Here is a 26,514-nt window from a genome sequence, read left to right on the forward strand (position 1 = left end):
TCGGTGGAAGGAGATCGAGATGCGGGTTCGGAGTCTCCTCGCGACGGCACTGCCGCTGCTCTGGGGCGTGGTGGCCGGCTGGTGGACCCCGCGCGGCCCCGGCACGGTCGGCACGGCGCTCGCCTCTGTCGCGGTGAGCCTCGTCGTCGGGCTGGCCGCCGGCTGGTGGAGCCGCTCCCGCTGGGCCATGCTCGTCGCGCCGGTGTTCTTCGCGCTCGCCGTCGAGCTGGTCCGGCTCCGCCTGCGCGGGCCCACCGTCGACCGCCCCCACCTGACCGGCCTCGGCGTCGCGGCGCTGCTCGCCGGCCGGGGCGTACACGGGCTGCTCGCGTTGTTGCCGATGCTTGTCGGCACCGCGTACGGCGCCGGCCTGGCCCGCCGCCTCGACGGCGTGCCGCCACGCCGGCCGGTGCCCCGGTGGTCGGGTCGGGTGGGCATCGGCCTGCTCGCCGCGCTGCTCGCGCTCGTCACCGCGGGCGCGGCGGTGCCGGGCCGCACCGACCCGATCCCCGGTGGGATCGCCCGGTTCGACACCGTCGACTCTGGCGGGCGCGAGCTGGGCCTGCTGATCCGGGGTACGGACATGGGCGCGCCCGTGCTGCTGGTGGTCCCCGGACCACCCGGCGGTTCGGAGGTCGGCGCGGTCCGCCGTCACCTGTCCGCCCTGGAGCAGCACTTCGTGGTCGCGGTCTGGGACCGGGCCGGCGCCCCGCACTCCTGGTCGGCGTTCCGGTCTCCCGCCGACTGGCGGCTCGACGACGAGGTCGACGACCTGGTCGCGGTGGCCCGCCACCTGTGCGAGCGGTTCGGCCGCGACCGGATCCACCTGGTCGCCCACTCCGGCGGCACCACCGTGGGCCTGCTCGCCGTGCAACGGCACCCCGAGCTGTTCGCCTCCTACGTGGGCGTCGGACAGGTGGTCAGCCTGCGCGAGGCCGACCGCAGCCAGTACGCCGACACCGTCGCCTGGGCCCGCCGCACCGGCCGGACGGCGCTCGCCGACCGGATGACCGCCCAGGGCCCGCCGCCCTACCGCGACATCTGGGCGTACGAGGCGTTGCTGACAAACGAGGCCGGCGCGTTCCCGGTCGACCGGGCCGGCGCGGGCGAGGACGAGACCGGGACCGTCGGCAACCTGGGCGTGCCGGAATACAGTCCGCTGGAGAAGGTGCACGTGTTCGGCTTCCTCGACGGCTGGGACGTGCTGTATCCCCGGTTGCAGGATCTCGACTTCCGGCGCGACGTGCGGCAGCTCGCCGTGCCGGCCCGGTTCGTCGACGGCGCGCAGGAGGTGCCGGGCCGGCTCCGCCTGTTCGAGGAGTGGTACGCGCAACTCCAGGCCCCCCGCAAGGACCACCTGGTGATCCCGCGGGCCGGGCACCGGTCCCTGTTCGAGCGACCCGACGAGTTCGTGACGTACCTGGAGCGGATCCGCGTCGACGACACCCCACCCGGAAACTAGGGCCCCACCCCACCCCACCCCACTCGTGCGCCCTGTTTCACGGAAAGAGTGGCCATTCGAGCGCGGATAGCCACTCTTTCCGTGAAACCGGGTGTGGGGGCATCGGGTGGCGGACCGGCTGCCGGCACCCTCGGGTCGGTTCACGGGGGCGGGGCCGTGCGTCGGCCGTGGCGTCACTCCCGGACGGCTGGCACAAGCGTGCACATCGCCCTGTTCACCCTCGGCCGGACCACCGCCATGGCGGCCGGCACGGGCACCGGGGGCAGGTGGTCGAGGGCGGGTGCAGGTGCTCACCCGGATACCCCGGCGCGCGCCGCCGCCGGCGGTGGACAGTGACCGGCTGCCCGCCACCCGGGTGGCGCTGCACACGGTCACCCTCGACGACGACGTGGCGCTGCTCGACGCCGGCCCCGACCGCGCGGCGATCATAAGAGCGTTCGCGTGCCACGGCTGAGGGCTGTTAAGCGGGGGCCCCGCCTATGCAGAAAGCGTTAAGCGGGGCCCCCTCCTTACACTTCAGCGGTGGGGGATGAGCTGGCGGACCGGCCGCTGACCGAGCCGCACCCGTCGCGCCTGCCGCCGGGGCGCCCGGCGCGGGAGCGGATCCTGGCCGCGCACGCCGCCGCGCTGGCCGCCGGGGAGGCCGGCTACCTCGACCCGGAGACCGGACTGTTCGTGCTCAGCGCCGGGTTCCTCGCCCGGCGTGGCACCTGCTGCGGGCGTGGCTGCCGGCACTGCCCGTACGTCACCGACTAGCCGGCGGCCAGGCGCTCGGCCTGCCCACGGTGCAGGTCGCCCACCCACTCCCAGCCGGGCGCGGCCGACGGGCCGATCCGCCTGTCGTCGGGCTCGCGGCCGTCGCGCAGGGCGAGCACGTACGCCCGGTCCCGCTCGATCCGCTCGTACGCCTGGCCGGCCCCGCCCACCGACCCGTGACCGGGGACGACCACGTCGACGTCGGCCGCCACACCCTCCAGCAGCCGCAACGCCGCGAGGTAGTCCTCGATCGGGTCGGTGGCGTCCGGGTCGAGCATCGGGACGAGGACGTCGGAGAGCATGTCGCCGGCGACCAGGACCCCGTGCTCCGCGACGACCAGCGCCGCGTGGCCGGGCGCATGCGCCCGGTGTTCGATGATCCGGACCTCGGGGCCGGGCCAGGGCACCCGCGTCGTCCCGGCGGGCAGGGCGGTGATCAGGCCGTAGCCGTCCAGCGGAACCCGCCCGGCGATCTCCGTCTCGGCCAGGTGCTCGGTGATCTGCGCCGTGATGTCCGGGTCGGACAGTTGCTCCCGGGCCGCCGCCGCGCAGCGGGCCGTGCCGTACCGGGGGGCGTCGCCCAGGCGCGCGTGCCAGAGCAGGTGGTCCCAGTCGGGATGGGTGGAGAAACCCGCCACGACGGTCCGGCCCGAGGTGGACAGGTCGTCCGCGAGGCAGACCAGTTCGTGGTCCTGCAATCCGGGGTCGACGAGCAGCACGCCGGCCGGGCCCCGCACGACTGTGGTGTTGGTCTGGAGGAATTCGCTCCGGTGCACCAGCACGCCGTCGGCGACCTCGCTCAGCACGGGCTGGCGCCCCGGATGGCGTAGTGGTGCATGGTGACGCCCTGGGGGAAGGAACGCTGCTCGATCAGGTCGAGGTCGACCGGCCGGTCCCAGTCGTCGAACAGCGGACGGCCGAAGCCGAGGATCGCCGGGTGGGTGAAGAGCAGCAACTCGTCGAGGAGCCCGGCCCGGAGCAGTTGCGTGGCGAGCGTCGCGCCGCCCACCCCGAGGGTGCCGTCGGTCTCCGCCCGCAGCTTGGCCAACTGCTCGATCGCGTCGTCCCCACCGATGACCCGGGTGTGGTGGTCGGCGCTCGCGCGGGTGCGGGAGACAAGCACCTTCGGGGCGGAGGTCCAGATCTCGCCGTACTCGCGCATGACGTCCGGCAGTGACGTGTCCTCGCGTGCCCGTGGCCAGTATTCCTCCATCGTCTCGTAGATCACCCGGCCCTGGACCATGCCGGCGAGCGTGCCCGCCCGCGCGTTGAACTCCCGGTGCAACTCCTCGTCGATGCGCAGCCACTCGCCGGCGCCGTCGTCACCGGGAACCTGCTCGATCCGTAGGTCGAGGGACACGTTCATCCAGTACAGGAAGCGGCCCATCGTCCCCTCCTCCCGCTAGTGATTGCATTCTGCAACCACTATTGTGAGGGTCAACGCCCCTGTCAAGGAGGAGTCGTGACACCACGGTCCGGATGTCCGATCAACGCGGCCGTCGAGGTGCTCGGAGACCGATGGGCGCTGCTCGTGCTCCGCGACGTCGTCTTCGGCGACCGCCGCTACTTCCGGGCGCTGCTCACCGGCTCGATCGAGGGCATCGCGTCGAACATCCTCGCCGACCGTCTCGTGCGACTCGTCGAGGCGGGAATCCTCACCCGTGGCACCGCCGCGCGGGGACAACGCGCCCGCTACAGCCTCACCGAAGCCGGCATCCAGACCGTTCCCGTCCTCTACGCGCTCGGCAACTGGGGCCTCGACTGGTGCCCCGGCACCGAGGAACTCCGGACCCGGCAGCGCGTCATGCGGGACGCCGGCCCGGCGTTCGTCGAGGAGCTCATGGACGAGCTACGGACGCGCCACCTCGACGCCCCGCCGCGACACCACGACGGCCCGAGCCCGCTCGAACGCCTGACCGCCGCCCAGGAAGCCGCGCGGGAGGGGACCTGAGGGCTTCCGTCCCCGCCGGACGGGCCGTACGGTGTCCGACGGAACTCCGGCGGGCCGGCCCCGCCGCCGATCGCGGAGGTCTCCCCGTGCGCGCCCGAACCTGGCTGGCCACCTCGGCCGTCCTGCTCGCCACCGGCTGCGCCGACGACGCCTCCCCGGCGGCCGTGCCGGAGCCCCCGCCACCGGCCGCCGAGGCCGTCGCCGCCTCCTCCGGTGGCGCGTGCCGGCTGCTCGACTTCGCGGTGATCGCCGAGCACACCGGCGGTACGTTCGACGTGGCCGCCGCCACCGAACGCGGCGACACGCGCACCTGCGTGGTCCGCGCCCGGGACGCGGCGCTGCCGGAACTGACGCTCGCCGTGACGGACACCTCGATCGACACGGCGACGTTCACCGCCGACGTGCAGCCGCGCGGGGCGGTGACGGTGGCCAAGCTCGGCAAGATCGCCTACCGGCGGACGGCGCCGAAGACCAAGACCGCCGGACCGGTCGCCGAGGTGGGCTGGCTGGCCACCGGGGACCGGCTCGCCAGCCTCCGCTGGACCAGCCCCGAGGGCACCGCCACGGCCGAGGTGGAGAAGGCCACCGGGAAGCTGGTCGCCCTGGCCCAGGCGATCGACACCGACCAGTTCTGAGGCGGGCGCCGTCGGCGGGCCGCGACGTCAGCGGGCCGCGACGAAGACCCGGGAGGCCACCTCGCGGGGCAGCCGGACCCGGTCGCCGGAGCGGTCGATGGACACCCCGTCGCGCTCCTGCGCCACCGTGACGGTCGCGCCCGGGTCCACGCCGGCCGCGTGCAACTGCCGGAGCACGTCCGAGTCGGTCTGCACGCTCTCACAGATCCGCCGCACCACCACCGGCCCGGACAGGCCGGGGAAGGCCAGGTTGCGCTCGCCCTCGACGGTCTCGGCGAGGGTCTGACCCGGGTCGCCCAGCTCCTCCAGGCCCGGGATCGGGTTGCCGTACGGCGAGCGGGACGGGCGGTTGAGCAGGTCGTAGACCCGCTTCTCCACCGCGTCGCTCATCACGTGCTCCCAGCGGCAGGCCTCCTCGTGGGCCTCCTCGTAGGGCATCCCGATCACGTTCACCAGCAGCAGCTCGGCCAGCCGGTGCTTGCGCATCACCGAGACCGCGGAGTTGCGACCCAGCGGGGTGAGAGTCAGGTGCCGGTCGCCCTCGACGGTGAGCAGGCCGTCCCGCTCCATCCGGGCCACGGTCTGGCTGACGGTGGGGCCGCTCTGGCGCAGCCGCTCGGCGATGCGGGCACGCAGCGGCGGCACACCCTCCTCCTCCAACTCGAGGATGGTGCGCAGATACATCTCGGTCGTATCGACCAGTGAGTGAGCGTTTATCTTTATCACCCGTAAGCGAGGAACGAACCGGAATCTCCAGTGTCTCACGAAGTTGCCGTGAGCTGCCAACACCACGACGGGGGAGGGTCAGGGTGGCCGAGCCTGCACCGACGTCCGCAACCGTAGAGCTGCTTGTCGAGCCGGACCGGCTCGCCGCCGAGCTGGACCGGGCCGACCCGCCCGTGCTCCTCGACGTCCGCTGGCGGCTCGCCGGGCCGCCCGGCCGGGACGACCACGCCGCCGGCCACCTGCCCGGCGCGGTCTTCGTCGACCTGGACACCGAGCTGTGCGGCCGGCCCGGCGCCACCGGCCGGCACCCGCTGCCCGACCCGGCGTCGTTGCAGGCCGCGCTGCGGGCCGCCGGCGTCCGCGCCGGTCACCCCGTGGTGGTGTACGACGGCGGCGACGGCATGTCCGCCGCGCGGGCCTGGTGGACGCTGCGCTGGGCCGGGCACCGGGCGGTGCGGGTGCTGCACGGCGGCTGGCCGGCGTGGACGGCCGCCGGCCTGCCGGTGGACACCGCGACGCCCGAGCCCGTGCCCGGCGACGTGACGGTCACGCCGGGCGCGCTGCCGGTGCTCGACGCCGCCGGGGCCGCCCGGCTGGCCGCCGCCGACGGCGGGGTGCTGCTGGACGTGCGGGCCGCCCCGCGCTACCGGGGCGAGAGCGAACCGGTCGACCCGGTCGCCGGGCACATTCCGGGCGCGGTCAACCTGCCCGCCCCGGGGTACGTGACGCAGGGGCGGTTCCCCGCCGCCGAGGCGCTGCGGGAGCGCTTCGCCGCGGCCGGGGTGACCGGGGACGCGGCGGTCGGGGCGTACTGCGGCTCCGGGGTGACCGCCGCGCAGGCGGTCCTGGCGTTGCACCTGGCCGGCCGACCGGACGCCGCCCTGTACGTCGGCTCGTGGAGCGAGTGGGTGGCCGACCCGGACCGTCCGGTGGCGTCCGGTGGCGCCGCCGGCCGGTGAACGCGCGGCTCATGGGCGCGCCGCGGGCCACGTGCGACCATGGCCGTATGGCCGACGACACGGTGGTGGTGTGGGACGAGTCTCTCCTCGCCTACGACATGGGCGACCATCCCCTCGACCCGGTCCGGGTCGAGCTGACCATGGCGCTGGCCCGGGAGCTGGGCGTGTTCGACCGGCCCGGGGTGCGCCTGGTCAAGCCGGAGCCGGCCGACGACGCGCTGCTGACCCGGGTGCACGACCCGGCCTACCTGGCCGCGGTGCGGGCCGCGCCGCGTGACCCGCTCTTCGCCGGCTTCGGGCTGGGCACCTCGGACAATCCGGTCTTCGACGGGATGCACGAGTCCAGCGCGTTGATCGTCGGCGCGAGTGTGGCCGCCGCCGAGGCGGTGTGGCGGGGCGAGGCCCGGCGCGCGGTGAACGTGGCCGGCGGCCTGCACCACGCCATGCCGGCCCGGGCGTCCGGTTTCTGCGTCTACAACGATCCGGCGGTGGCCATCGCCCGCCTGCTCGACCTGGGCGCGGAGCGGATCGCGTACGTGGACGTGGACGTGCACCACGGCGACGGGGTGCAGGAGGTCTTCTACCGGGATCCGCGGGTGCTCACGGTCAGCCTGCACGAGACCCCGCTGGCGCTCTTTCCCGGCACCGGGTTCCCGGACGAGACCGGCGGGCCGGGCGCGGAGGGCACCGCGGTGAACCTGCCGCTGCCGCCGGGGGTCGGTGACGCCGGCTGGCAGCGGGCGTTCCACGCGGTGGTGCCGTCGGTGCTGCGCGCGTTCCGGCCGCAGGTGCTCGTCACCCAGTGCGGGGCGGACGGCCACCGCGCCGACCCGCTGGCCGACCTGCACCTGTCGGTGGACGGGCAGCGGGCCACCTACCGGGCGCTGCGGGCGCTCGCCGACGAGCTGTGCGACGGCCGCTGGGTGGCCACCGGCGGCGGCGGGTACGCGCTCGTCGAGGTGGTGCCCCGGGCGTGGACGCATCTGCTGGCGGTGGCCACCGGCGAGCCGCTCGACCCGGCCGCGCTCACCCCGCCGGGCTGGCGGGATCTGGCCGCGCGGCGGCGGCCGGGGCACCAGGTTCCGCTGCGGATGACCGACGACGTGGACCCGGAATACCAGCCGTGGCAGCCCAGCGGCGAGCCGAACGCGGTGGACCGGGCGGTCGCGGCGACCCGCCGGGCCGTCTTCCCGCTGCTCGGGCTCGACCCGCACGATCCGCGCGACTGAGCCGGCGGTGGGGGAGGACCGACCGGTGACGACGGTGGACGTGCTGCTCAGCGACGGCACGACGGTGCAGTTGCGACAGATCCGTGCCGACGACGCGGCGGCGATCGTGGCGATGCACGCGCGGTTCTCCGAGCGCACCCGTTACCTGCGCTACTTCTCGCCGTACCCGCGGATCCCGGAGCGCGACCTGAAGCGGTTCGTCACCGTGGACCACCGCGACCGGGAGGCGTTCGTGGTGCTGGCCGGCGAGCGGATCGTGGCCGTGGGCCGGTACGAGCGGCTCGGTCCCGCCTCCCCGGAGGCCGAGGTGGCCTTCGTGGTGGAGGACGCCTACCAGGGCCGGGGCATCGGCTCGGTGCTGCTGGAGCACCTGGCGGACGCGGCCGGCCGGCACGGGATCGCGCACTTCGTCGCCGAGGTGTTGCCGGCCAACGGGACGATGCTGCGGGTCTTCGCCGACTTCGGCTACCAGGTGCAGCGCCAGTACGCCGACGGCGTGGTGCACCTGAGCTTCCCGATCGCCGCCACCGAGGCGACGCTCGCGGTGCAGCGGGGCCGGGAACACCGCACCGAGGCGCGGTCGATCGCCCGACTGCTCGCCCCGCGCGGCGTCGCCGTCTACGGGGCCAGCACCACCGGCCAGGGCGTCGGCGCGGCGCTGCTCGGGCACCTGCGCGACGGCGGGTTCGCCGGCGCGGTCGTGCCGGTGCATCCGAGCGCGGCGACGGTGGCCGGGCTGCCGGCGTACCCGTCGGCGGTCGACGCCGGCCAGGCCGTCGACCTGGCCGTGGTGGCGGTCGCGCCGGAAGCGGTGACCGAGGTGGTCCAGGACGCGGCCCGGGCCGGCGCGCACGGCCTGGTGGTGGTGTCGGCCGGGTTCGCCGAGTCCGGTCCGGCCGGCGCGGCGGCGCAGCGGGCGCTGGTGCGGGCCGCGCACCTGGCGGGCATGCGGGTGGTCGGCCCCAACTGCCTCGGCGTAGCCAACACCGACCCGGCGGTACGCCTCAACGCCACGCTCGCCCCGGTGCTGCCGGCGCCGGGCCGGGTGGGCGTGTTCAGCCAGTCCGGCGCGTTCGGGGTGGCGTTGCTGGCCGAGGCGTCCCGGCGCGGGCTGGGGCTGTCCAGCTTCGTGTCGGCCGGCAACCGGGCCGACGTGTCCGGCAACGACCTGTTGCAGTACTGGCAGGACGATCCGGGCACCGACGTGATCACGCTCTACCTGGAAACGTTCGGCAACCCGCGCAAGTTCGCCCGGTTGGCCCGCCGGATCGGCCGGGACAAGCCGGTGGTGGCGCTGGCGTCGCTGGCCCGGCCACCGGGTGTGGGCGACGCGCCGGCGCTCGACGCCGCCGCGGTGAGCGCGTTGTTCGCCCAGTCCGGGGTGATCCGGGTGGACACCGTGGCCGAACTGCTCGACGTGGGGGTGCTGCTGGCGCACCAGCCGCTGCCGGGCGGGCGGCGGGTCGCCGTGGTGGGCAACTCGTCGGCGTTGACCGGGCTGGCCGCGACCGCGTGCGCCGCCCAGGGGCTGGTTGTGGCGGACGGCTACCCGCACGATGTGGGGCCGACCGGCGGCGCCGCCGCGTACGCCGCCGCGCTTGCCGCCGCGGCGGCCGACGAGCGGGTGGACGCCGTGGTGGCGGTCTTCGCCCCGCCGTTGCCGGGCCAGCTCACCGATCCGGAGGCGGATTTCGCGGCGGCGCTGCCGGCCACCGGCAAGCCGGTGGTGGCGACGTTCCTCGCCGGCCGGGTGCCGGCCGGGGTGCCGGCGTACCCGAGCGTGGAGGAGGCGGTGCGGGCGCTGGCCCGGGTCACCGGGTACGCGGACTGGCTGCGCCGGCCGCCGGGGGCGCTGCCCGAGCTGGCCGGGGTGGACCGGTCGGCGGGGCAGGCGGCGCTCGGCCCCGACGGGGCGGATCCGGTGGCGCTGCTGGGCGCGTACGGGATCGACGTGGTGGAGTCGGTCCCGGCCGGCTCGGCCGACGAGGCGGTGGCGGCGGGGGAGCGGCTCGGCTGGCCGGTGGCGCTCAAGGCGGCGGCCCCGGGGCTGCGGCACCGGCTCGATCTGGGCGCGGTCCGGCTCGACCTGGCCGACGCCGCCGCGCTGCGCCGCGCGTACGCGGAGGTGGCCCCGGTCTTCGGGGCGGAGGTGCTGGTTCAGCCGATGGTCGCGCCGGGGGTGGCGTGCGTGGTGGAGCTGGTGGAGGATCCGGCGTTCGGGCCGGTGGTCGGGTTCGGGTTGGGTGGGGTGGCGACCGAGCTGCTCGGCGACCGGGCGTGGCGGGCGGTGCCGTTGACCGACCGGGACGCGGCCGAGCTGGTCGACGAGCCGCGTGCCGCGCCGCTGCTGCGGGGGCACCGGGGCGCCGCGCCGGTGGATCGGGCGGCGCTCGTCGAGCTGTTGACGCGGGTCGGTCGGTTGGCCGACGAGCAGCCCCGGGTGCGTTCGCTGACGCTCAACCCGGTGTTGGCCCGCCCGGACGGCGTCTCGGTGCTGCACGCCACCGTCGGCGCCGGCGCGGCGTCGCCACGCCCCGACACCGGCCCCCGCCGCTTGTAAGGAGGGGGCCTCGCTTAACGCCTCCGGTATAGGAGGGGCCCCCGCTTAACACAATCCGGCCCCGGCGAAACGCCGGGACCGGATCGGGGGGAAGCGGGTCAGCAGGCGTACGCCTCCAGGCGGTTGGCCCGCTGCGGGTCGCGCAGCTTGAGCAGCGTGATCTTCTCGATCTGCCGGATCCGCTCGCGGGACAGGCCGAACTCGCGGCCCACCTCGTCGAGGGTGCGCTGGCGGCCGTCGTCGAGGCCGAAGCGCAGCCGGATCACCGCCTGCTCCCGCTGGGAGAGGGTGGCCAGCACGATGCGTACCTCGTTGCGCAGCTCGCCGTTGGCGGCGGCGTCGCCGGGCTCGGTGCGCGGGTCCACCGCGGCGACGAAGTCGCCGAGCGCGCTCTCCCCGTCCTCGCCGACCGCCTGGTCGAGGCTGACCGGCTCCCGGTCGTACGAGATCAGCTCGATCACCTGGTATTCGGGGACCTCGAGCGCCCGGGCGACCTCGCCGACGGTGGGCTCGCGGCCCAGCGTCACCGACAGCTCCCGGCGGACCCGGACCATCCGGTTGACCTGCTCGACCATGTGCACCGGGATGCGGATGGTGCGGGCCTGGTCGGCCATGGCGCGGGTGATGGCCTGGCGGATCCACCAGGTGGCGTACGTGGAGAACTTGTAGCCCTTGGTGTAGTCGAACTTCTCGACGGCGCGGATCAGGCCGAGGTTGCCCTCCTGGATCAGGTCGAGGAAGGCCATGCCCCGCCCGGTGTAACGCTTGGCGATGCTCACCACCAGCCGCAGGTTCGCCTCCAGCAGGTGGTCCTTCGCGGCGCGCCCCTCGGCCGCGATGAGCGTCAGGTCGTCGCGCAGCTCGGCGGAGACCGGGGTGCAGGCGGAGAGCTTCTCCTCGGCGAAGAGGCCGGCTTCGATCCGCTTGCTCAGCTCGACCTCCTGCGCCGCGGTGAGCAGCTTGGTGCGGCCGATGCCGTTGAGGTACGCCCGGACCAGGTCGGTGGAGACGCCGCGCTCGTCGGTGGCGTCGAGGTCGGTGAGGGTGACGTCCAAGTCCTGGTGCTCGATCATCTGCTGCGTCATCTCTGTCTCTCCCCGTGTCCTACGTGCCGTCCCGGCCCCGTGTCGTCGACGCGGTGGGCCGGTGACAAACAGCTTGGCGGTCGGGGCGTGAGACGGGAGTGAGGCGATCGGGGACCCGACACGAATCCGCGCGGATGTCCCGTTGTCGCTTGGCCGGCCCGGTTACCGTGCCAGCGACCGGCCCGGTGGGGCCGCGGACGGAAACGGCGATCGGAGAACGTGGTGGTCCTCAAGCGGTTGATGCAGGCGATGGGTGTCGGCGGGCCGTCGGTGGAGACGGTGCTGGCCAACCCGAACTGCCGCCCCGGTGGTCACCTGGAGGGCCGGATCCAGGTGGTCGGCGGCGACCACCAGGTGGATGTGAGTTGGGTCTCGCTCGGCCTGATGACCCGGGTCGAGGTGGAGAGCGGCGACTCGGAGTACGACACCAGTCAGGAGTTCGGCCGGGTCCAGGTGACCGGCGCGTTCCGGCTGGAGCAGGGACAGCGGTACGACGTGCCGTTCCGCTTCCCGGTGCCCTGGGAGACCCCGCTCACCGACCTGTACGGCCGGCACCTGCACGGCATGACGATGGGCCTGCGCACCGAACTGGAGGTGGCCCGGGCGGTGGACTCCGGTGACCTGGACGCGGTGGCGGTGCACCCGCTGCCGGCCCAGGAACGGCTGCTGGAGGCGTTGCTGCGGCTGGGCTTCCGGTTCGCGCGCGCCGACGTCGAGCGGGGCCACATCTACGGCGTACACCAGCAGTTGCCGTTCTACCAGGAGATCGAGTTCTATCCGGCGCCGCAGTACGCCGGCGCCATGAACCAGCTCGAGGTCACCTTCGTCACCGATCCGCGGCAGGTGCACGTGGTGCTGGAGCTGGACAAGCGGGGTGGCCTGTTCACCGAGGGCCGGGACGCGTTCGGCCGGTTCACGGTGGACCACGCCACGGCGGACCGCATCGACTGGGCCGCCCAGCTCGACGGCTGGCTGCGCCAGTCGCTGTCCCGCCGCGGCGTGTTCTTCTAGAGGTCCAGCAGGAGGGTACGGGGGCCGACGTTGACGCTCTCCACGAGCATGTGCGTGCGGAAGCGGCCGGTCTCCACCTTCGCCCCGCGGGCGCGTAACTCCTCGACCACGGCCTCCACCAGGGGTTCGGCGACCGGCGCGGGGGCGGCGGCGGTCCAGCTCGGTCGCCGGCCCTTGCGGGCGTCGCCGTAGAGCGTGAACTGGCTGACCACCAGCAGCGGCGCGCCGGTGTCGGCGGCGCTGCGCTCGTCGTCCAGGATGCGCAGCTCGTGCAGCTTGCGGGCCATGGTGGCGGCCACCTGCGGGGTGTCGGTGTGGGTGACGCCGAGCAGCACCAGCAGCCCGTCGGCGATCTCGCCGACCACCGCCCCGTCGACCGTGACCGCGGCCCGGCCGACGGTCTGCACAAGCGCCCGCATCAGTCGACCACCGGCTCGACGAGGCCGCGTTCGACCAGGTGGGCCACGATCGGGCCGGCCGCCTCGGCCAGCTCGTCCGGGGTCACGTCGTGTGCGGCGGCGAGCAGGGCGAGCTGGTCGCGCAGCGGCAGCCGGCCGTCGGCGCCACCGACGAGGGCGAGCACCAGCGGGTCGATCTCCTCGGACCAGCGCAGTCCGCGCGGCATGGCGAGGACCTGCCGGTCCACCGCCCAGCCGTCGTCGCCCATGGTGGCCTCCTGGCGTAGCTGGAGCCCGTCGGCGGCGCGGTAGCGGGCGGCGAGCAGCCCGTCGGTGTCCCGGGCGCGCAGCCAGTCCTGCCGGTCGAACCACTCGCCGATCCGGTCGCCGAGCGGCGGTTCCACCCGCTGGCGCAGGTCCTCCACCCGGATGATCGGCTGCTCGTGGCCGGACCGGCGCAGCGACACGAGGCCGAACCCGATCGCCTCCACCTTGTGCGCGTCGAACCAGTCCAGCCACGCCTCCATCCGCTGCGGGTCGGCGCTCTCCCCGACGTCGGTCAGCCACAGGTTCACGTACGCCATCGGGTCGGCCACCTCGCGCTGGATGACCCAGGCGTCCAGCCCGGTGCCGGCGAACCAACCGGTGACCCGCTCGCCCCAGTCCTCGCCGGTGACGTGCACCCAGTTCGCCAGGTACTGCATGGTGCCGCCGTCGGTGAGCAGGTGCGGCGCGGCGGCGGCCAACTCGGCGCCGATCGCGTCGCCGACCCGCCCCGAGTCGCGGTAGACGTGCGTGGTGGTGCCGGGGCCGACCACGAACGGCGGGTTGCTGACCACCAGGTCGAAGCGGCGCCCGGCCACCGGGGCGACCAGGTCGCCGCGGAGCAGTTCCCAGTCCTGCCCGTTGAGCGCGGCGGTGGTGGCGGCGAAGCGCAGCGCCCGCTCGGAGACGTCGGTGGCGGTGACCCGGCGGGCGTGGGTGCCCAGGTGCAGCGCCTGCACGCCGGAGCCGGTGCCGAGGTCGAGCGCGGTTCCCACCGGGCGGCGCACGGCGGCGCCGATCAGCGTCTGGGTGGCCCCGCCGATGCCGAGCACGTGTTCGGCGTGCAACGGCCGGCCGGGCCGGGCGCTGGCCGGCACGTCGGCGAGCACCCACCAGTCGTCGCCGTACGGCTCCAGGTCCACGCCGGCCCGCAGGCCGTCGCCGTGCCGCTCGACGATGCCCCCGGCGAGCGCCTCCGCCACGGTCAGGGGGGCCAGCGCCGCGGCCACCACCGGCTCCGGCTCGGTCTGGTCGCAGATGAACACCCGGATCAGCGTGGCCAGCCGGTCGCGGTCCTCGGTGGCGCGCAGGGCGGCGCGGTGGTCGTTGCGGGCGACCCCGCCGGTGGCCTGCGAGCCGAGCCGCCCGGCGATGCCGTTGGCGGTGAAGCGGGCCTGCGTCAGCGCGGTGCGCAGCGCGTCGACCCCGGCGGGGGAGAGCAGCATGTCGTGACGGTCCACGGGGCCATCCTGCCCCGCCCGCGGCCCGGCGTGGCGCGCACCCGCCGGATCCGCTTCCGCGGACGGTATTACCCGGCACCTATGTCTTTCACGGACATCGATGTGTGGCTAGCATCTCCATCAACATATGTCGATGGGCGGTCCGCCGGCCACGAACCGGCCCGCCCGGTAGGGAGCCAGAACATGCCCGACGTGTCCGTTCCCCGGCGTCGTGCGCTGCGCGCGCTCGCCGTCACGGCCGCCGCCGCGGCCCTCACCGCCGTCGCCTCCACCCCGGCCCTCGCCGCGCCCACCGGCCAGATCCGGTACGCCGGCGCGGCCGACGCCGTCAGCGGCAGCTACCTGGTCGTGCTCAAGGGCGACGCGGTCGGCGCCGCGAACAGCCGCACCGCCCGCACCGCCGTGCCGGACCGGGCCGCCGGCCTGGCCAAGCGGTACGGCGGCAGCGTCGGCGCGGTGTGGAGCGCCGCGCTCACCGGCTACAACGCGACGATGAGCGTCGGACAGGCGCGCCGGCTCGCCGCCGACCCGGCCGTCGCGTACGTCGAGCAGGACCGGCGGGTGACCGTCCAGGGCACCCAGACCGGCGCCACCTGGGGGCTGGACCGGATCGACCAGCGCAACCTGCCGCTCAACGGCACCTACACCTACCCGAACACCGCCACCAATGTGCGGGCCTACATCATCGACACCGGCATCCGGACCACGCACAGCGACTTCGGCGGCCGGGCCACCTGGGGCACCAACACGGTGGACAGCAACAACACCGACTGCAACGGTCACGGCACGCACGTCGCCGGCACGGTCGGCGGCAGCACGTACGGCGTGGCCAAGGGCGTACGCCTGATCGCGGTGAAGGTGCTCAACTGCCGCGGCAGCGGCACCACCGCCGGCGTGGTCAACGGCGTCAACTGGGTCACCTCGAACGCGGTCAAGCCGGCCGTGGCCAACATGAGCCTCGGCGGCGGGGTCAGCACCTCGCTGGACAACGCGGTGGCCAACTCGATCAGCTCCGGCATCACGTACGCGCTGGCGGCCGGCAACTCCAGCGCCAACGCCTGCAACTCCTCGCCGTCGCGGGTCGCCTCGGCGATCACGGTGGGCGCCACCACCAGCACCGACGCCCGTGCCTCGTACTCGAACTACGGCTCCTGCGTGGACATCTTCGCGCCGGGCTCGTCGATCACCTCGGCCTGGCGGACCAGCGACAGCGCGACCAACACGATCAGCGGAACCTCGATGGCCTCGCCGCACGTGGCCGGCGCGGCGGCGCTCGTGCTGTCCGCGAACCCGTCCTACTCCCCGGCCCAGGTCGCCAGCTACCTGACCAGCAACGCCACCACCGGCAAGGTGACCAACCCGGGCTCCGGCTCGCCGAACCGGCTGCTCTTCGTGGTGAACTGACCCATTCGGTAGGCGGCGCGGCCCGGTGGACCCCAGCGGAGTCCACCGGGCCGCGCCCTTCCCGCTACCGGGAACGGCAGATCGGCAACGTCTCAAGCCGTTGGGAGTAGTGGTCGGCCAGGGCGGGGAATCGGCTCCGAGCCTCGTTCACCAGGCCACCGTGCCATGCGTGCCGCAATTCGCTGACCGCGTGGGAGACCGCCTCCGACGTGTGTTCCGGATCTCCACCAGCGCTCTCCGCCAGCCGGCGGAAATGCTCGTGGTCGATCAGCGCCGGAACCGTCTCGCTGCCGAGACCGAGCGCCAAGGGCGACCACCGGTAACGCGAATACACCGAGAGTGAGTGGAAGTCGTAGACCGGGGCGAGTCGCGGCGTCCGGCCGTCCGGATAGACCAGTCCCCAGTTCTTTAGGTGCCCGTCGGTGTTCCCGACCACCAGCATCGCGGCGAGCCGGCGGACGAAGTCGAGATAGCCCTCCTCGCCGGTCAGTTGAAGGATGACCGCGGCCAGGGTGTCGTACGAGGTGCCCGACTCGCTGTACTTGAACATCGGTTCGATGTCGGCGACCTGGGCGAAGTCCTCGGCGTGGATCCGTCCTGCGGACGACCGGTCGAACCGCTGGATGAGGTAGACGAGATCGTTCGGATCCACCATGCCGTCGGGGAGACCCTTGACCTCGTCGGCCCGGATCAGGCGCACCGGCGGCACCGGGAAATCAGCCGACCGTAGCCAGCTCATGGTGAGGTATTCGTTGATCGGCAGATCCCGCAGCCCGTGGTCGGGCAGTTTCACGATCCACCACCCGCCCTGCCCGCTGACCGGAACGGCCAATCGCTCCGCGGAGATCGAATACTTCAGCTGGACGCCCGCCAGGGAGTGCCGGAGCGGATGATCGGCCTCCCCCGGTGTGTCCGGGAGGACATCATCCTCGGGCTCGGTGTCGGCGTGCACCGTCACCGCGCCCGGTAGGTCCCCGCCCACGCGCAGCAGCAGGGTGAAGTCGCCGACGTTCCCACCTCCCAGCTCCCGGACGATCTGGCGGCGGAGCGCCCCCTCCGGTAGCAGGTTCGCGAACCAGGCGGGCACGCCGACGCGGGCCCGTCGGATCGCCCGCGGATCGTCCTCGAAGATCTGCCCCAGCACCTGATGGCGAGGCGAGGCGAGGTCGTCGTCGTAGCTGAACTCCGAGCCTCCCTGTCGGAAACTCAGCTCGCCGACCGGACGGCCGTGCAGCCGCACCTGTGCGGTGACCTCGGCCATCTCAGGCGACCTGCCGGAGGATGTCGGCCGTGGCCCGCCCGTCCCGCGCGCCCCACTCGGCCATCCGGTTGACGTGGCCGGTGATGGTCCGCTCGCACACGCCTCCCCGAAGGTGGAGGAAGCCGTCCCCGTCCGCGCGCGCCAGGCGCTCCTGTGCGGCCTCGTCGATCAGATGACTGGCCGCGACCGTCGGTGAGACGGTCGCCATGAGGTCCGCCGTCAGACGTTCCCCGGGTGGCAGGACGAGTCGGTTGGCGATTGTCTGCCCGGCAGGTCCGTCGTCGGAGAGCAACGGACGCAGCGGACTTCCGTGATCGAGCAGGCGGGTCACGTCCAGAATTTCTCCGCTCGCCGGGTCGCGCGGCTCGGCGGAGAGAAGCCCCAACGTGTTGAGCTTCGTCATCGCGTGATTGAAGTGGACCTTGTCCAGTTCCGCGACGAAGTCCGGGAACTGCTGCACCTGCCGGAGCAGGCTCATCGCCGCGGTCTGCGGGTCGGCCGCGGCGACCGCCTCCACCTGATTGCGCACGTCGGCGACGCCCACGCCGCGGGCCCGGCTGCCGGCGACCGCGCTGCGCCATACCCACCTGCGGAGCAGGGTCGCCGGCCGGCCGGTCGGCACCCCGTGCAGACGGATGAAGCGAACCAGGATCGGCAGCACGTGGGAGTAGGGCAGCAGCCTGATGTGCGGGATGCCGCAGGGGCCGCGAAGGAAGTCGACCGCCTCACGCAGCCGCGCTGCCGCGTCCCGCAGCGTTTCGGCCGGGTCGTCCTGCGGCCCGAACTCCTGGCGGAAGTCCTCCCGGAAGATGTCCCCGCCCCGGTAGGCGAGGACACAGCGCAGGGTCAGCCGATCGTCGAGCGCGCCGAATCCCTGAGTGGCGGGCACCCGGCCGAGATCGTGCAGGCTGCTCAACTCGCCGCCCACGGCACCGGCGTGCAACGCCTGGAACACCTCGGACTTGGTCAACCGCTTGCCGGTGGTGTTCATGCGCGTGAAGATCTCGAGCAGGGCGTTCTCATCTGCCGAATGCACGACATAGGTCGGGATCTGATATTCGCGGATCGCCTTGGCGGCCTGGTCGGCCAGCGCGAGCTGAGCCTCGGAGAGCCAGCCGGAGTTGTCCCGCATCCAGCGCAGCAGGACCGCGGTGTCCAGCAGGAAACTCACCGGGATCCAGGGCCGTGGCGTTCGCTGACGTGTGCCTGCGGTATGGAATTCGCCGGTGTCGAGGTCGAGATGCACTCGGAAGCGGGGGTCGACAGCGCTATCCGCCCTGGTCAGCGCTCCGACAAGAGACACGATGCGCTGCTGGCCGTCAACGACCCAGAGCGCCGAGGCGGTTTCTGGCGCCTGGACGCCCAGCGGCCCAACCTGAAGCCGTTGGGCCGGTGCCGGACGTTGCCAGAGGAGCAGATTACCGATCGGGAAACCGCGCAGCAGGCTGTCGAAGAGCCGGACGATGTCCGTGCCCTCCCACTTGAACGAGCGCTGGAAGGGTGGGATCCGCACCAGTCCCGCCGTGACGTCCCGGACCAGGTCTTCTGGCGTGCGGTATTCGACGCGGGGTCTCTCCAGACTCGGCACGGCAACCTCCGTTGGGACGACGCACCGAGGGTAACCGTTCCGGTCCTTCCGACCCGTCCATGCGCTCGGTGTCGCCCCGGAGCGGGCGAGGGCGAGGGCGTGTCTCGTTGAACCCGTGTGGTCGGCGGGGTCTGTTGCGGGACCATGACTGTCATGACGTTGTCCTTGCCTATCGACCCCGCCGCGAACGACCTGCTCCACCGGAACCCGCTGGCGCTGCTCCTCGGCATGGTGCTGGACCAGCAGGTGCCGATGGAGAAGGCGTTCTCCTCGCCGTACGTGCTGGCGCAGCGGCTCGGCCACGAGCCGGACGCCCGGGAACTGGCCGGGTACGACCCGGAGGCGCTTGTGGAGCTGTTCGCCGGGCCGCCGGCGCTGCACCGCTTCCCCAAGGCGATGGCGGCCCGGACGCAGGAGGTCTGCCGGGCGCTCGTGGAGCGCTACGACGGCGACCCGGCCCGGCTCTGGTCGGACGTGAGCGACGGCCGGGAGCTGCTGCGCCGGCTCGGTGAGCTGCCCGGCTTCGGTCGGCAGAAGGCGCAGATCTTCGTCGCGCTGCTCGGCAAGCGGTTCGGGGTCGCCCCGGCGGGCTGGCGCGAGGCGGCCGGCGACTACGGCGACGCGGAGGCGTACCGGTCGGTGGCGGACGTGACCGATCCGGAGTCGCTGCGCCGGGTGCGCGAGTTCAAGCAGCGGGCGAAGGCGGAGGCGAAGGCCGCGAAGGGCTGACGGTGAGCGAGCAGCGGGGCGGGGGGCTCCTGCGCACCGGGTCCAGCCCGGCACGGGCCACCTTCCTGGAGCTCTTCTTCGACCTGGTCTTCGTCTTCGCGCTGACCCGGGTGTCCCAACGCATGGTGGCCGACGTCGACGGTGGGCACATGGCGGCCGACGTCGCGCGGACGCTGCTGCTCTTCCTGGTGCTCTGGCACGTCTGGACCATCACCACCTGGGTGACCAGCCGCTACGAGCCGGAGCGCGTGGTCATCCAGGCGGTCGTGGTCGGCGTCATGTTCGGCAGCCTGGTGCTCGGGGTGACGCTTCCCCGCGCGCTTGAGGAACGGGCGCTGGCGTTCGCGCTCGCGTACGTGGTGATGATGGTCGGGCGTCCGCTGGTGCTGGCGGCGGCGTTGCGCGGGCACCCGCGGCGGATGGTTCCGGTGCGGCTGGTTGGCTGGGCGGTGGCGACCACACCGCTCTGGTTGGCCGGCGCGCTGGTGCCCGACCTGCGCCTGCCGCTGTGGGTGGTCGCGTTGGCGGCGGACTATCTGGGCGCGTTCCTGGGCTGGCCGCTGCCCCGGCTCGGGGCGTCCCGCATCCGGAGCTGGCTGCTTGCCGGGGAGCACCTGGCCGAGCGTTACCAGCAGATCTTCCTCATCGCGCTCGGCGAGTCGATCCTGGTGATCGGCGTGTCCTCCAGCGGGGGGCGGTTCTCCACCCGGTCGGCCGCCGCGTTCGCGCTCGCGTTCGCGGTGACCGCGCTGCTCTGGCGGCTCTACTTCCACCGGGCCGGATACCTGCTCGCGGAGGCGTTGCGGCTGGCCGGCGCGCCGGGGCGGCTGGCCGAGTCGGCCGCACAGACCCACCTGTTCATGGTGCTCGGCGTGCTGAGCGCCGCGGTCGGCTACGAACTGGTCATCGCCCACCCCTACGAGGCCGCCGACCCGCGCTGGCTGGTCTTCGTGGTGGGCGGGCCGGCGCTGTTCCTGGCAGCCCGGTCCCGCTTCGAGTACGAGATCTTCGGCCGGGTGTCCCGCTCCCGCCTGGTGGGTCTGGTGGCGCTGCTGCTGCTCGCGCCGGTGCTGACCGCCGGGCCGGCCCTGCCGGCGCTGGGCGCGGTGGCCGGTGTGCTGGCGCTCGTCGTGCTCGCCGACGCGCGGCGTGCCCGGGGACGGCCGCCGGAGTCCTCCGCCTCGCCGGTCGGGCGGGAGCCCATCGGCGAGGCCGGCCCCGAGGCGTGAGCGCCCAGGCGGCGCCCGAGGCGTGAGCGCCCAGGCGGCGCCCGAGGCGTGAGCGCCCGCGGCGCCCGGGGCGTGAGCGCTCAGGCGGCGTTCGGGCGGGACAGCGAGGCCAGCGCGCGGCGCACGTCGGCGAGCGAGACCGTGGCCGAGTCGTCCAGGTCGGCCAGGCCGGCCTCGATCCACTGCCGCATCAGCGTGGTCACGCCGATGCCGCGCGCGTCGGCGGCGGCCCGGACCCGATCGTACGTCTCCAGCGGGAGGCGTACCGACCGGCTGACCATCGGCACGTCGGTGTCGGGGGTGGGCAGTTGCGCCGGCGACGTCTCGTCGATCAGGTCGGCGAACCCGTCGCCACCGGCATGGAACCGCTTGGTCGCCTCGTCACGGTGCATGGTGACCGCCTCCTCGTCGGCGTGATCTCCGCACCGCGTCGTCGTAGCGCTTGGCCTCGACGTCGCTCAGCTCGCGGGCGGAGAGGATGTCCCAGTCGTTGTCGGTGCCGTCGGCCTCGGCCAGCAGCACGGCGAGACGCCGGCCGCGGTGGTCGGTGGCGTAGACCACCATGACGTCGTCGCCGAGGTGCCGGATGACCCGGCGGTGGCTGTGCAGGGCCTCCCAGACTTCCCCGGGTGTGACGTCGTAGACCCGCAGGTTCGCCAGCGCCTCGTCGGTGAAGCTGAACCGGTTGGCCACAGGCGCAGCGTACCACCCGCGTAACACGTCGCCGGATCTTGGCCGATCGCCCGCGGGTAGTGACAGGATGGGGCGTATCCCCTCGTAGGAGGTCCGTGGTGAAGCGTCAGGCCTACCAGCCGATCCTGATCACCGACGCCCGGCGCAGCCAGGACGACCAGCTCAACAGCCGTCAGAAGCGGTACGTGCTGATGATGGGCGTCCGGGTCGCCTGCCTGGTGGCGGGCGCGATCCTGGTCGGCGTCAAGGCCCCGCTGCTCTGGCTCTGGTTGCCGCTCTGCGCGCTCGGCATGGTGCTCATCCCGTGGCTGGCGGTGCTGCTCGCGAACGACCGCCCGCCCAAGGAGGAACACCGGCTGGCCGCCCGCTTCCAGCGTCGCGGCCGGGACGAGACCCCGCCGATGGCACTGCCCGCCGAGGAACGCGCGCGCAAGGTCATCGACGCCGAGCCCTGACCGGTCCGGCCGCGTCGACGCCCGGACCGGTCCGCCGGTTCAGGGCGTGGGTCGGGCGCCCACCGTGGTCACGGCCAGCGCGCCGAGGTCGCCGGCGCGGGCCAGGGCGGCACGCGGACCGGCGCCGGCCAGCCAGGCGGTGAGCAGCCCGGCGGCGAACGCGTCCCCCGCGCCGGTCACGTCCACCACGGCCACCCCGGGCGCCGGGGCCGCCTCCACCCGGCCGCCACGCTCCACCCAGACCGCCCCGGCCGCGCCGCGTTTGACCACCACCCGGTGCGCCACCGAGGTCAACGCCCGCGCCTGCGCCGCCGGGTCCAGGCCGCCGGCCAGCACCGTCGCCTCGTCCGTGTTGACGAGCAGCAGGTCGACATCGCGTACCCAGGTCAGGAACGACCCGCCGACGCGCCGCAACGGCGCCGCGGAGGCCGCGTCGACGCTGACGGTCAGCCCGCGCTCGCGGGCGGCGGCCAGCGCGCGCAGGCCAGCGCCGCGCGACCCGACGTCCAACAGGGTGTACGCGGACAGGTGCAGATGCCCGGCGTCGGGCGCCGCGGCCAGGGCGGCGTCCACGTGCGCCGCGGTCAGCCGCAGGTTCGCGCCCCGCTGGCTGATCATGGTGCGCTCCCCGTCGTGGGCGAGCACGATCACGGTGCCGGTCGGGTAGCCCTCGTGCCGTTCCACCGCGCACTCCACGCCGACCCGGGTCAGCTCGGCGATCCGTTCCCGACCGGTCTCGTCGTCGCCCACGGCGGCCACGAGCGTCACGGCCGCGCCCTGGCCGGCGAGCCAGGCGGCGGTGTTGGCCGCCTGGCCGCCGCCGCTGAACCGGATCCCGGCGGCGGTGTCCGAGCCGGTCGCCAGCGGACCGGACAGCATCGCGACCACGTCGGTGATCACGTCGCCCACCACGACGACGCGCGGGGACCTCACGGGGCGCCGGCCGCGGCGACCGCGATCCGCGCCGCCAGGTCGGCGTTACGCAGGATGATCCGGACGTTCACCGCCAGGCTGGCGCCCTCGGTGGCGGCGTGGAAGTGCGCCAGCAGGAACGGGGTGACGGCCTTGCCGGTGATCCCCTCGCGGGCCAGCGCGGCCAGCCCGTCGGTGAGGGTGCGGTCGTGCAGCGCCGGGTCGAGCTGCTCGTCGGCCGGCAGCGGGTTGGCCACCACCAGCCCGCCCCGGTGCACGCCGTGCGCCGCCCGGGCGGCCAGCACGTCGGCCACCCGCTCCGGCGAGTCCACCGACCAGTCCAGGTCGAAGCCGGAGTCGGTGAGATAGAACCCGGGGAAGCGGCGGGTGCGGTAGCCCACCACGCCCACCCCCAGCGTCTCCAGCCGTTCCAGGGTGGCCCCCACATCGAGGATCGACTTCACCCCGGCGCACACCACCGTGATCGGGGTACGGGCCAGCGTGACCAGGTCGGCCGACTCGTCGAACGTCTGCGTCGCCTCCCGGTGCACGCCGCCCAGCCCGCCGGTGGCGAACAGCTCGATCCCGGCCGCCGCCGCCACCGCGCTGGTGGCCGCGACCGTGGTGGCGCCGTCCGCGCCGGTCGCCGCCGCCGGCGCCAGGTCGCGGACCGAGAGCTTGCTCACCCCGTCGACCGTGGCGAGGCGGGTGAGCTGGGCGTCGTCCAGTCCCACCCGCAGCTCGCCGGCGACCATGCCGATGGTGGCCGGAACCGCGCCCGCGTCGCGGACCGCCTGCTCGATCTGCCGCGCCACGCGCAGGTTGTCCGGTCGGGGGAGTCCGTGCGAGACGATGGTGCTCTCCAGCGCGACGACCGGACGCCGGGCACGCAGGGCGTCGGCCACCTCACCACCGAGGCTGATGCGAAATCTGGTCACGTCCGTTACGGTACGGGCCGCCCGCCGGGTGGCCTGCGGTGGACCCGACCCGGTCGGCCTGCAAAACTGGGAAGCCGGAGGTGGGGACGTGAGCACTGAGATTCTCGAACGCCCGGAGCAGAAGGACGCCGACACCGGCCCCGAGATGTTCCACTACGTGCGCAAGGACAAGATCGCCGAGAGCGCGGTCATGGGCACCTACGTCATCGCGTTGTGCGGGGAGACCTTCCCGGTGACCAAGGCCGCCAAGCCCGGCTCCCCGGTCTGCCCGAAGTGCAAGGAGATCTACGAGTCCTGGGGCGAGTGACCGCGGGCGGCTCCGCCGCCCGCCCACGTAACCTGCGGCGGTGACCACCTCCACCGCCCTGCTCCTCGCCGACCTCACCGGCGTGGCGGTCTTCGCCGCCTCCGGCGCCTCCGCGGCGGTGGTCAAACGGCTCGACCTGTTCGGGGTGGTCTTCGTCGGCGTGGTCGCCGCCCTCGGCGGCGGCATCTTCCGCGACCTGGTCATCGACGAGGTGCCCCCGCTGGCGTTCGCCGACTGGCGGTACGCGGTCACCGCGGCGGTCGTCGCCGCCGTCGTGTTCCGCCTGCATCCCCAGCTCGCCCGCCTGCGCACCGCCGTGCTGGTGCTCGACGCGGCCGGGCTGGCCCTGTTCACCGTCACCGGCACGCTCAAGGCGCTCGACGCGCACGTGCCGGCCGTCGGCGCCTGCATGATCGGCATGCTCACCGCGATCGGCGGCGGCCTCGGCCGGGATCTGCTCACCGGTGAGATCCCGGTGGTGCTGCGCCGGGAGATCTACGCCGTGGCCGCGCTCGCCGGCTCGATCGTGGTGGCGCTGCTGTCGACGTACGGGCAGGCCACCGCGACCACGCTCACCGGCGCGGCGGTCTTCGTCTTCGGGCTGCGCCTGATCTCGCTGCGCCGGCGCTGGTCCGCCCCGGTGGCGACGCTGCGCCCGCCGCGCACCGGCGCGCGCGGACCGGAGTGGTAGCCCCCTCCCGCGCCGGGGTGGGCGGAGGTGACAGGCGTGGCGTCGGGTGGGGCGGGACGCCCCCGCTGGTTATGCTGAGTCGGCCTTCGCGGCACGGGATGCGCGAGGGCGTTTTGATGGGCGGCGGCCCCCGGTGGCCCCGGTCGGGCCCGTCGCCGTCCGCGGCGGAGAGGAGCTGACCGTGCCACCCCGGTTGCCGGTGCTCGACACGTTCCCGCCCCTGCGTTCCTGGCAGCGCAGGGCGATGGTGGAATACCTGCGTCGCCGGGCCGAGGACTTCACCGCGGTCGCGACGCCCGGCGCCGGAAAGACCACCTTCGCCCTGCGGATCGCCGCGGAGCTGCTCGCCGACGGCACCGTCGAGGCGGTCACCGTGGTCGCGCCGACCGAGCACCTGAAGACCCAGTGGGCCCAGGCCGCGGCCCGGGTCGGCATCCAGTTGGACGCCGCGTTCCGCAACGCCGACCTGCACTCCGCCGCCGACTTCCACGGCGCGGTGGTCACCTACGCCCAGGTCGGCATGGCGCCGCAGGTGCACCGGCGGCGCACCATGACCCGCCGGACCCTCGTCATCCTCGACGAGATCCACCACGCCGGCGACGCCCGGACCTGGGGCGACGGCGTCAAGGCGGCGTTCGAGCCCGCGGTACGCCGGCTGATGCTCACCGGCACGCCGTTCCGCTCCGACGACAACCCGATCCCGTTCGTCAGCTACGAACGGGGTGGGGACGGGCTGCTGCGGTCCCGCGCCGACTCCGTCTACGGCTACGCCGACGCGCTGCGCGACGGCGTGGTCCGGCCGGTGCTGTTCCTGGCCTACTCCGGGGAGACCCGGTGGCGCACCAACGCCGGCGACGAGTTGGCCGCCCGGCTGGGCGAGCCGATGACGCAGGACCTGATCGCGCAGGCGTGGCGGACCGCGCTCGATCCGGCCGGTGACTGGATGCCGCAGGTGCTGCGCGCCGCCGACGCCCGGCTGAGCGTGCTGCGGGCCAACGGGATGCCGGACGCGGGCGGCCTGGTGATCGCCAGCGACCAGCAGGTGGCCCGCGCGTACGCGAAGCTGCTGGAGCAGGTGACCGGCGAGAAGGCCGCCGTGGTGCTCTCCGACGACCAGGGCGCGTCCGCCCGGATCGCGACGTTCGCGGAGTCCGAGCAGCGGTGGCTGGTGGCGGTGCGGATGGTGTCCGAGGGCGTGGACATCCCCCGGCTGGCCGTCGGGGTGTACGCGACGAGTGCCAGCACCGCGCTCTACTTCGCGCAGGCGATCGGCCGGTTCGTCCGGGCCCGCCGTCCGGGCGAGACCGCCTCGGTGTTCCTGCCGAGCGTGCCGCACCTGCTCGGGCTGGCCAGCGAGATGGAGATCGAGCGGGACCACGTGCTCGGCAAGCCCAAGGACCGCGAGGGCTTCGACGACGACCTGCTGGAGCGCGCCCAGCGCGACGACGGCGCCAGCGGCGAGATGGAGAAGCGGTTCGCCGCGCTCTCCGCGACCGCCGAGCTGGACCAGGTGATCTTCGACGGCGCGTCGTTCGGCACCGCCGCCCAGGCCGGCACGCCGGAGGAGGAGGAATATCTCGGCCTGCCCGGTCTGCTCACCGCCGACCAGGTTTCGCTGCTGCTGACCAAGCGGCAGGCCGACCAACTCGCCGCGCAACGACGCCGGGCCGCCCAACGGGCCGCTGAGCCGGCCGCTGCGGCCCCCGTGGCGGCGCCCCCTCCGATGAGTGCGGCCCAGCGTCGGGTGGCCCTACGGCGGCAACTGAACGCCCTGGTGGCCGCCCGGCACCACCACACCGGCCAGCCGCACGGCAAGATCCACGCCGAGCTGCGCCGGATCTGCGGCGGTCCCCCCAGCGCCCAGGCGACGATCGAGCAGTTGGAGGAACGCATCGCCACCGTGCAGACGCTGTAAGGAGGGGCCCCCGCTTAACGCCTCCGGTAGAGGCGGGGCCCCTTTTTAACACCTGTCGCGCCCCGGGCACGACGAACCGGCCGGATGCACCCGCGATGGGTGCCTCCGGCCGGTT

The 26,514-nt window shown here is 73.9% G+C and carries 28 protein-coding genes; 16 read left to right on the forward strand and 12 right to left on the reverse strand.

Going from position 1 to position 26,514, the window contains the following annotated elements:
* Positions 1–19 precede the first annotated feature (19 nt).
* The 3 genes from O7619_RS11780 to O7619_RS11790 all read left to right on the forward strand — a co-directional run bounded on the left by O7619_RS11780 (position 20) and on the right by O7619_RS11790 (position 2,218).
* Positions 20–1,462, forward strand: coding sequence for an alpha/beta hydrolase (locus O7619_RS11780; RefSeq protein WP_282287611.1), 1,443 nt, complete (start codon positions 20–22; stop codon positions 1,460–1,462).
* 280 nt (positions 1,463–1,742) lie between these two features.
* The gene (locus tag O7619_RS11785; RefSeq protein ID WP_282287612.1) at positions 1,743–1,916 is read left to right on the forward strand and encodes a hypothetical protein; all 174 of its coding nucleotides are present in this window, start codon (positions 1,743–1,745) and stop codon (positions 1,914–1,916) included.
* Between the two features lie 68 nt (positions 1,917–1,984).
* Positions 1,985–2,218 (forward strand): DUF5522 domain-containing protein, encoded by a 234-nt coding sequence (locus O7619_RS11790; RefSeq protein ID WP_282287614.1) that lies wholly within the window; start codon positions 1,985–1,987, stop codon positions 2,216–2,218.
* Here O7619_RS11790 and O7619_RS11795 read toward each other — a convergent pair.
* Both O7619_RS11795 and O7619_RS11800 read right to left on the reverse strand, forming a co-directional pair.
* Positions 2,215–3,024, reverse strand: a complete 810-nt coding sequence (locus tag O7619_RS11795) for an MBL fold metallo-hydrolase (protein WP_282287615.1) — start codon at positions 3,022–3,024, stop codon at positions 2,215–2,217. The two genes, O7619_RS11790 and O7619_RS11795, sit on opposite strands and share 4 nt — an antisense overlap.
* Positions 3,018–3,605 carry a dihydrofolate reductase family protein gene (locus tag O7619_RS11800; protein ID WP_282287616.1) on the reverse strand — a complete coding sequence of 196 codons (588 nt, stop codon included), beginning with the start codon at positions 3,603–3,605 and terminating at the stop codon, positions 3,018–3,020. Before O7619_RS11800 ends, O7619_RS11795 begins: the two co-directional genes overlap by 7 nt.
* Positions 3,606–3,680: 75 nt before the next feature.
* Here O7619_RS11800 and O7619_RS11805 point away from each other — a divergent pair, with 75 nt between their 5' ends.
* Positions 3,681–4,169 carry a helix-turn-helix domain-containing protein gene (locus tag O7619_RS11805; protein ID WP_282287617.1) on the forward strand — a complete coding sequence of 163 codons (489 nt, stop codon included), beginning with the start codon at positions 3,681–3,683 and terminating at the stop codon, positions 4,167–4,169.
* Positions 4,170–4,255: 86 nt separating this feature from the next.
* The gene (locus O7619_RS11810; protein WP_282287618.1) at positions 4,256–4,804 is read left to right on the forward strand and encodes a hypothetical protein; all 549 of its coding nucleotides are present in this window, start codon (positions 4,256–4,258) and stop codon (positions 4,802–4,804) included.
* Positions 4,805–4,831: 27 nt separating this feature from the next.
* Here the strand turns inward: O7619_RS11810 and O7619_RS11815 are convergent, their stop codons facing one another.
* Positions 4,832–5,530, reverse strand: coding sequence for a metal-dependent transcriptional regulator (locus O7619_RS11815; protein WP_282287619.1), 699 nt, complete (start codon positions 5,528–5,530; stop codon positions 4,832–4,834).
* Positions 5,531–5,613: 83 nt separating this feature from the next.
* On the opposite strand from O7619_RS11815, the gene O7619_RS11820 reads away from it, so the two are divergent.
* The 3 genes from O7619_RS11820 to O7619_RS11830 are packed head-to-tail and all read left to right on the forward strand — an operon-like array spanning position 5,614 to position 10,278.
* Positions 5,614–6,489, forward strand: a complete 876-nt coding sequence (locus O7619_RS11820) for a sulfurtransferase (RefSeq protein ID WP_282287620.1) — start codon at positions 5,614–5,616, stop codon at positions 6,487–6,489.
* 47 nt (positions 6,490–6,536) lie between these two features.
* The gene (locus tag O7619_RS11825; protein ID WP_282287621.1) at positions 6,537–7,718 is read left to right on the forward strand and encodes an acetoin utilization protein AcuC; all 1,182 of its coding nucleotides are present in this window, start codon (positions 6,537–6,539) and stop codon (positions 7,716–7,718) included.
* A gap of 25 nt (positions 7,719–7,743) precedes the next feature.
* Positions 7,744–10,278, forward strand: coding sequence for a bifunctional GNAT family N-acetyltransferase/acetate--CoA ligase family protein (locus O7619_RS11830; protein WP_282287622.1), 2,535 nt, complete (start codon positions 7,744–7,746; stop codon positions 10,276–10,278).
* A 98-nt stretch (positions 10,279–10,376) separates the two neighbouring features.
* Here O7619_RS11830 and sigB read toward each other — a convergent pair whose 3' ends face one another.
* Positions 10,377–11,363, reverse strand: a complete 987-nt coding sequence (sigB, locus tag O7619_RS11835) for an RNA polymerase sigma factor SigB (protein WP_282287623.1) — start codon at positions 11,361–11,363, stop codon at positions 10,377–10,379.
* Between the two features lie 222 nt (positions 11,364–11,585).
* Between sigB and O7619_RS11840 the strand changes: the two genes are divergently transcribed.
* Positions 11,586–12,374, forward strand: coding sequence for a sporulation protein (locus tag O7619_RS11840; protein WP_282287624.1), 789 nt, complete (start codon positions 11,586–11,588; stop codon positions 12,372–12,374).
* Here O7619_RS11840 and dtd read toward each other — a convergent pair.
* Positions 12,371–12,793 (reverse strand): D-aminoacyl-tRNA deacylase, encoded by a 423-nt coding sequence (dtd, locus tag O7619_RS11845; RefSeq protein ID WP_282287625.1) that lies wholly within the window; start codon positions 12,791–12,793, stop codon positions 12,371–12,373. The two genes, O7619_RS11840 and dtd, sit on opposite strands and share 4 nt — an antisense overlap.
* Positions 12,793–14,277, reverse strand: coding sequence for a methyltransferase (locus tag O7619_RS11850; RefSeq protein WP_282287627.1), 1,485 nt, complete (start codon positions 14,275–14,277; stop codon positions 12,793–12,795). Before O7619_RS11850 ends, dtd begins: the two co-directional genes overlap by 1 nt.
* A gap of 183 nt (positions 14,278–14,460) precedes the next feature.
* Between O7619_RS11850 and O7619_RS11855 the strand changes: the two genes are divergently transcribed.
* A complete protein-coding gene (locus O7619_RS11855) occupies positions 14,461–15,681 on the forward strand; it encodes a S8 family peptidase (protein ID WP_282287629.1) in 1,221 nt (406 codons plus the stop codon).
* A 64-nt stretch (positions 15,682–15,745) separates the two neighbouring features.
* Here the strand turns inward: O7619_RS11855 and O7619_RS11860 are convergent, their stop codons facing one another.
* Both O7619_RS11860 and O7619_RS11865 read right to left on the reverse strand, forming a co-directional pair.
* Positions 15,746–16,942 (reverse strand): HipA domain-containing protein, encoded by a 1,197-nt coding sequence (locus O7619_RS11860; RefSeq protein WP_282287631.1) that lies wholly within the window; start codon positions 16,940–16,942, stop codon positions 15,746–15,748.
* A 1-nt stretch (position 16,943) separates the two neighbouring features.
* Complete coding sequence (locus tag O7619_RS11865) at positions 16,944–18,530, reverse strand: DUF262 domain-containing protein (RefSeq protein WP_282287633.1); 1,587 nt, start codon at positions 18,528–18,530, stop codon at positions 16,944–16,946.
* Positions 18,531–18,674: 144 nt separating this feature from the next.
* Here O7619_RS11865 and O7619_RS11870 point away from each other — a divergent pair, with 144 nt between their 5' ends.
* Positions 18,675–19,259: an HhH-GPD-type base excision DNA repair protein gene (locus tag O7619_RS11870; protein ID WP_282287635.1), complete on the forward strand. Its 585-nt coding sequence runs from the start codon at positions 18,675–18,677 to the stop codon at positions 19,257–19,259.
* Between the two features lie 2 nt (positions 19,260–19,261).
* Positions 19,262–20,488, forward strand: a complete 1,227-nt coding sequence (locus O7619_RS11875) for a low temperature requirement protein A (protein WP_282287637.1) — start codon at positions 19,262–19,264, stop codon at positions 20,486–20,488.
* An 80-nt stretch (positions 20,489–20,568) separates the two neighbouring features.
* Here O7619_RS11875 and O7619_RS11880 read toward each other — a convergent pair whose 3' ends face one another.
* A complete protein-coding gene (locus O7619_RS11880; protein WP_281584282.1) occupies positions 20,569–20,880 on the reverse strand; it encodes a hypothetical protein in 312 nt (103 codons plus the stop codon).
* Positions 20,870–21,181 (reverse strand): hypothetical protein, encoded by a 312-nt coding sequence (locus O7619_RS11885; protein WP_281584281.1) that lies wholly within the window; start codon positions 21,179–21,181, stop codon positions 20,870–20,872. Before O7619_RS11885 ends, O7619_RS11880 begins: the two co-directional genes overlap by 11 nt.
* Positions 21,182–21,279: 98 nt before the next feature.
* On the opposite strand from O7619_RS11885, the gene O7619_RS11890 reads away from it, so the two are divergent.
* On the forward strand, positions 21,280–21,636 hold the full coding sequence (locus O7619_RS11890; RefSeq protein ID WP_282287640.1) for a DUF3099 domain-containing protein: 357 nt from the start codon (positions 21,280–21,282) through the stop codon (positions 21,634–21,636).
* A 39-nt stretch (positions 21,637–21,675) separates the two neighbouring features.
* Here the strand turns inward: O7619_RS11890 and O7619_RS11895 are convergent, their stop codons facing one another.
* Complete coding sequence (locus O7619_RS11895; protein ID WP_282287641.1) at positions 21,676–22,569, reverse strand: PfkB family carbohydrate kinase; 894 nt, start codon at positions 22,567–22,569, stop codon at positions 21,676–21,678.
* Positions 22,566–23,486 (reverse strand): pseudouridine-5'-phosphate glycosidase, encoded by a 921-nt coding sequence (locus O7619_RS11900; protein ID WP_282287642.1) that lies wholly within the window; start codon positions 23,484–23,486, stop codon positions 22,566–22,568. Before O7619_RS11900 ends, O7619_RS11895 begins: the two co-directional genes overlap by 4 nt.
* Before the next feature lie 88 nt (positions 23,487–23,574).
* Here O7619_RS11900 and O7619_RS11905 point away from each other — a divergent pair, with 88 nt between their 5' ends.
* The 3 genes from O7619_RS11905 (at position 23,575) to O7619_RS11915 (ending at position 26,399) form a co-directional block, all read left to right on the forward strand.
* On the forward strand, positions 23,575–23,793 hold the full coding sequence (locus O7619_RS11905; protein WP_091070524.1) for a DUF3039 domain-containing protein: 219 nt from the start codon (positions 23,575–23,577) through the stop codon (positions 23,791–23,793).
* A 40-nt stretch (positions 23,794–23,833) separates the two neighbouring features.
* A complete protein-coding gene (locus tag O7619_RS11910; RefSeq protein ID WP_282287644.1) occupies positions 23,834–24,484 on the forward strand; it encodes a TRIC cation channel family protein in 651 nt (216 codons plus the stop codon).
* 181 nt (positions 24,485–24,665) lie between these two features.
* On the forward strand, positions 24,666–26,399 hold the full coding sequence (locus O7619_RS11915) for a DEAD/DEAH box helicase (protein WP_282287645.1): 1,734 nt from the start codon (positions 24,666–24,668) through the stop codon (positions 26,397–26,399).
* The last annotated feature ends 115 nt before the right edge of the window (positions 26,400–26,514 follow it).

Source organism: Micromonospora sp. WMMD998 (assembly GCF_029581235.1).
Taxonomy (GTDB): domain Bacteria; phylum Actinomycetota; class Actinomycetes; order Mycobacteriales; family Micromonosporaceae; genus Micromonospora.

What these genes read in the sequence shown, in the direction of transcription:
- O7619_RS11780 (WP_282287611.1), top strand. Translation starts at nt 20, where the DNA reads ATGCGGGTTCGGAGTCTCCTCGCGACGGCACTGCCGCTGCTCTGGGGC.
- O7619_RS11800 (WP_282287616.1), bottom strand. Translation starts at nt 3,605, where the DNA reads ATGGGCCGCTTCCTGTACTGGATGAACGTGTCCCTCGACCTACGGATC.
- O7619_RS11825 (WP_282287621.1), top strand. Translation starts at nt 6,537, where the DNA reads ATGGCCGACGACACGGTGGTGGTGTGGGACGAGTCTCTCCTCGCCTAC.
- sigB (WP_282287623.1), bottom strand. Translation starts at nt 11,363, where the DNA reads ATGACGCAGCAGATGATCGAGCACCAGGACTTGGACGTCACCCTCACC.
- dtd (WP_282287625.1), bottom strand. Translation starts at nt 12,793, where the DNA reads ATGCGGGCGCTTGTGCAGACCGTCGGCCGGGCCGCGGTCACGGTCGAC.
- O7619_RS11855 (WP_282287629.1), top strand. Translation starts at nt 14,461, where the DNA reads ATGCCCGACGTGTCCGTTCCCCGGCGTCGTGCGCTGCGCGCGCTCGCC.
- O7619_RS11860 (WP_282287631.1), bottom strand. Translation starts at nt 16,942, where the DNA reads ATGGCCGAGGTCACCGCACAGGTGCGGCTGCACGGCCGTCCGGTCGGC.
- O7619_RS11870 (WP_282287635.1), top strand. Translation starts at nt 18,675, where the DNA reads ATGACTGTCATGACGTTGTCCTTGCCTATCGACCCCGCCGCGAACGAC.
- O7619_RS11880 (WP_281584282.1), bottom strand. Translation starts at nt 20,880, where the DNA reads ATGCACCGTGACGAGGCGACCAAGCGGTTCCATGCCGGTGGCGACGGG.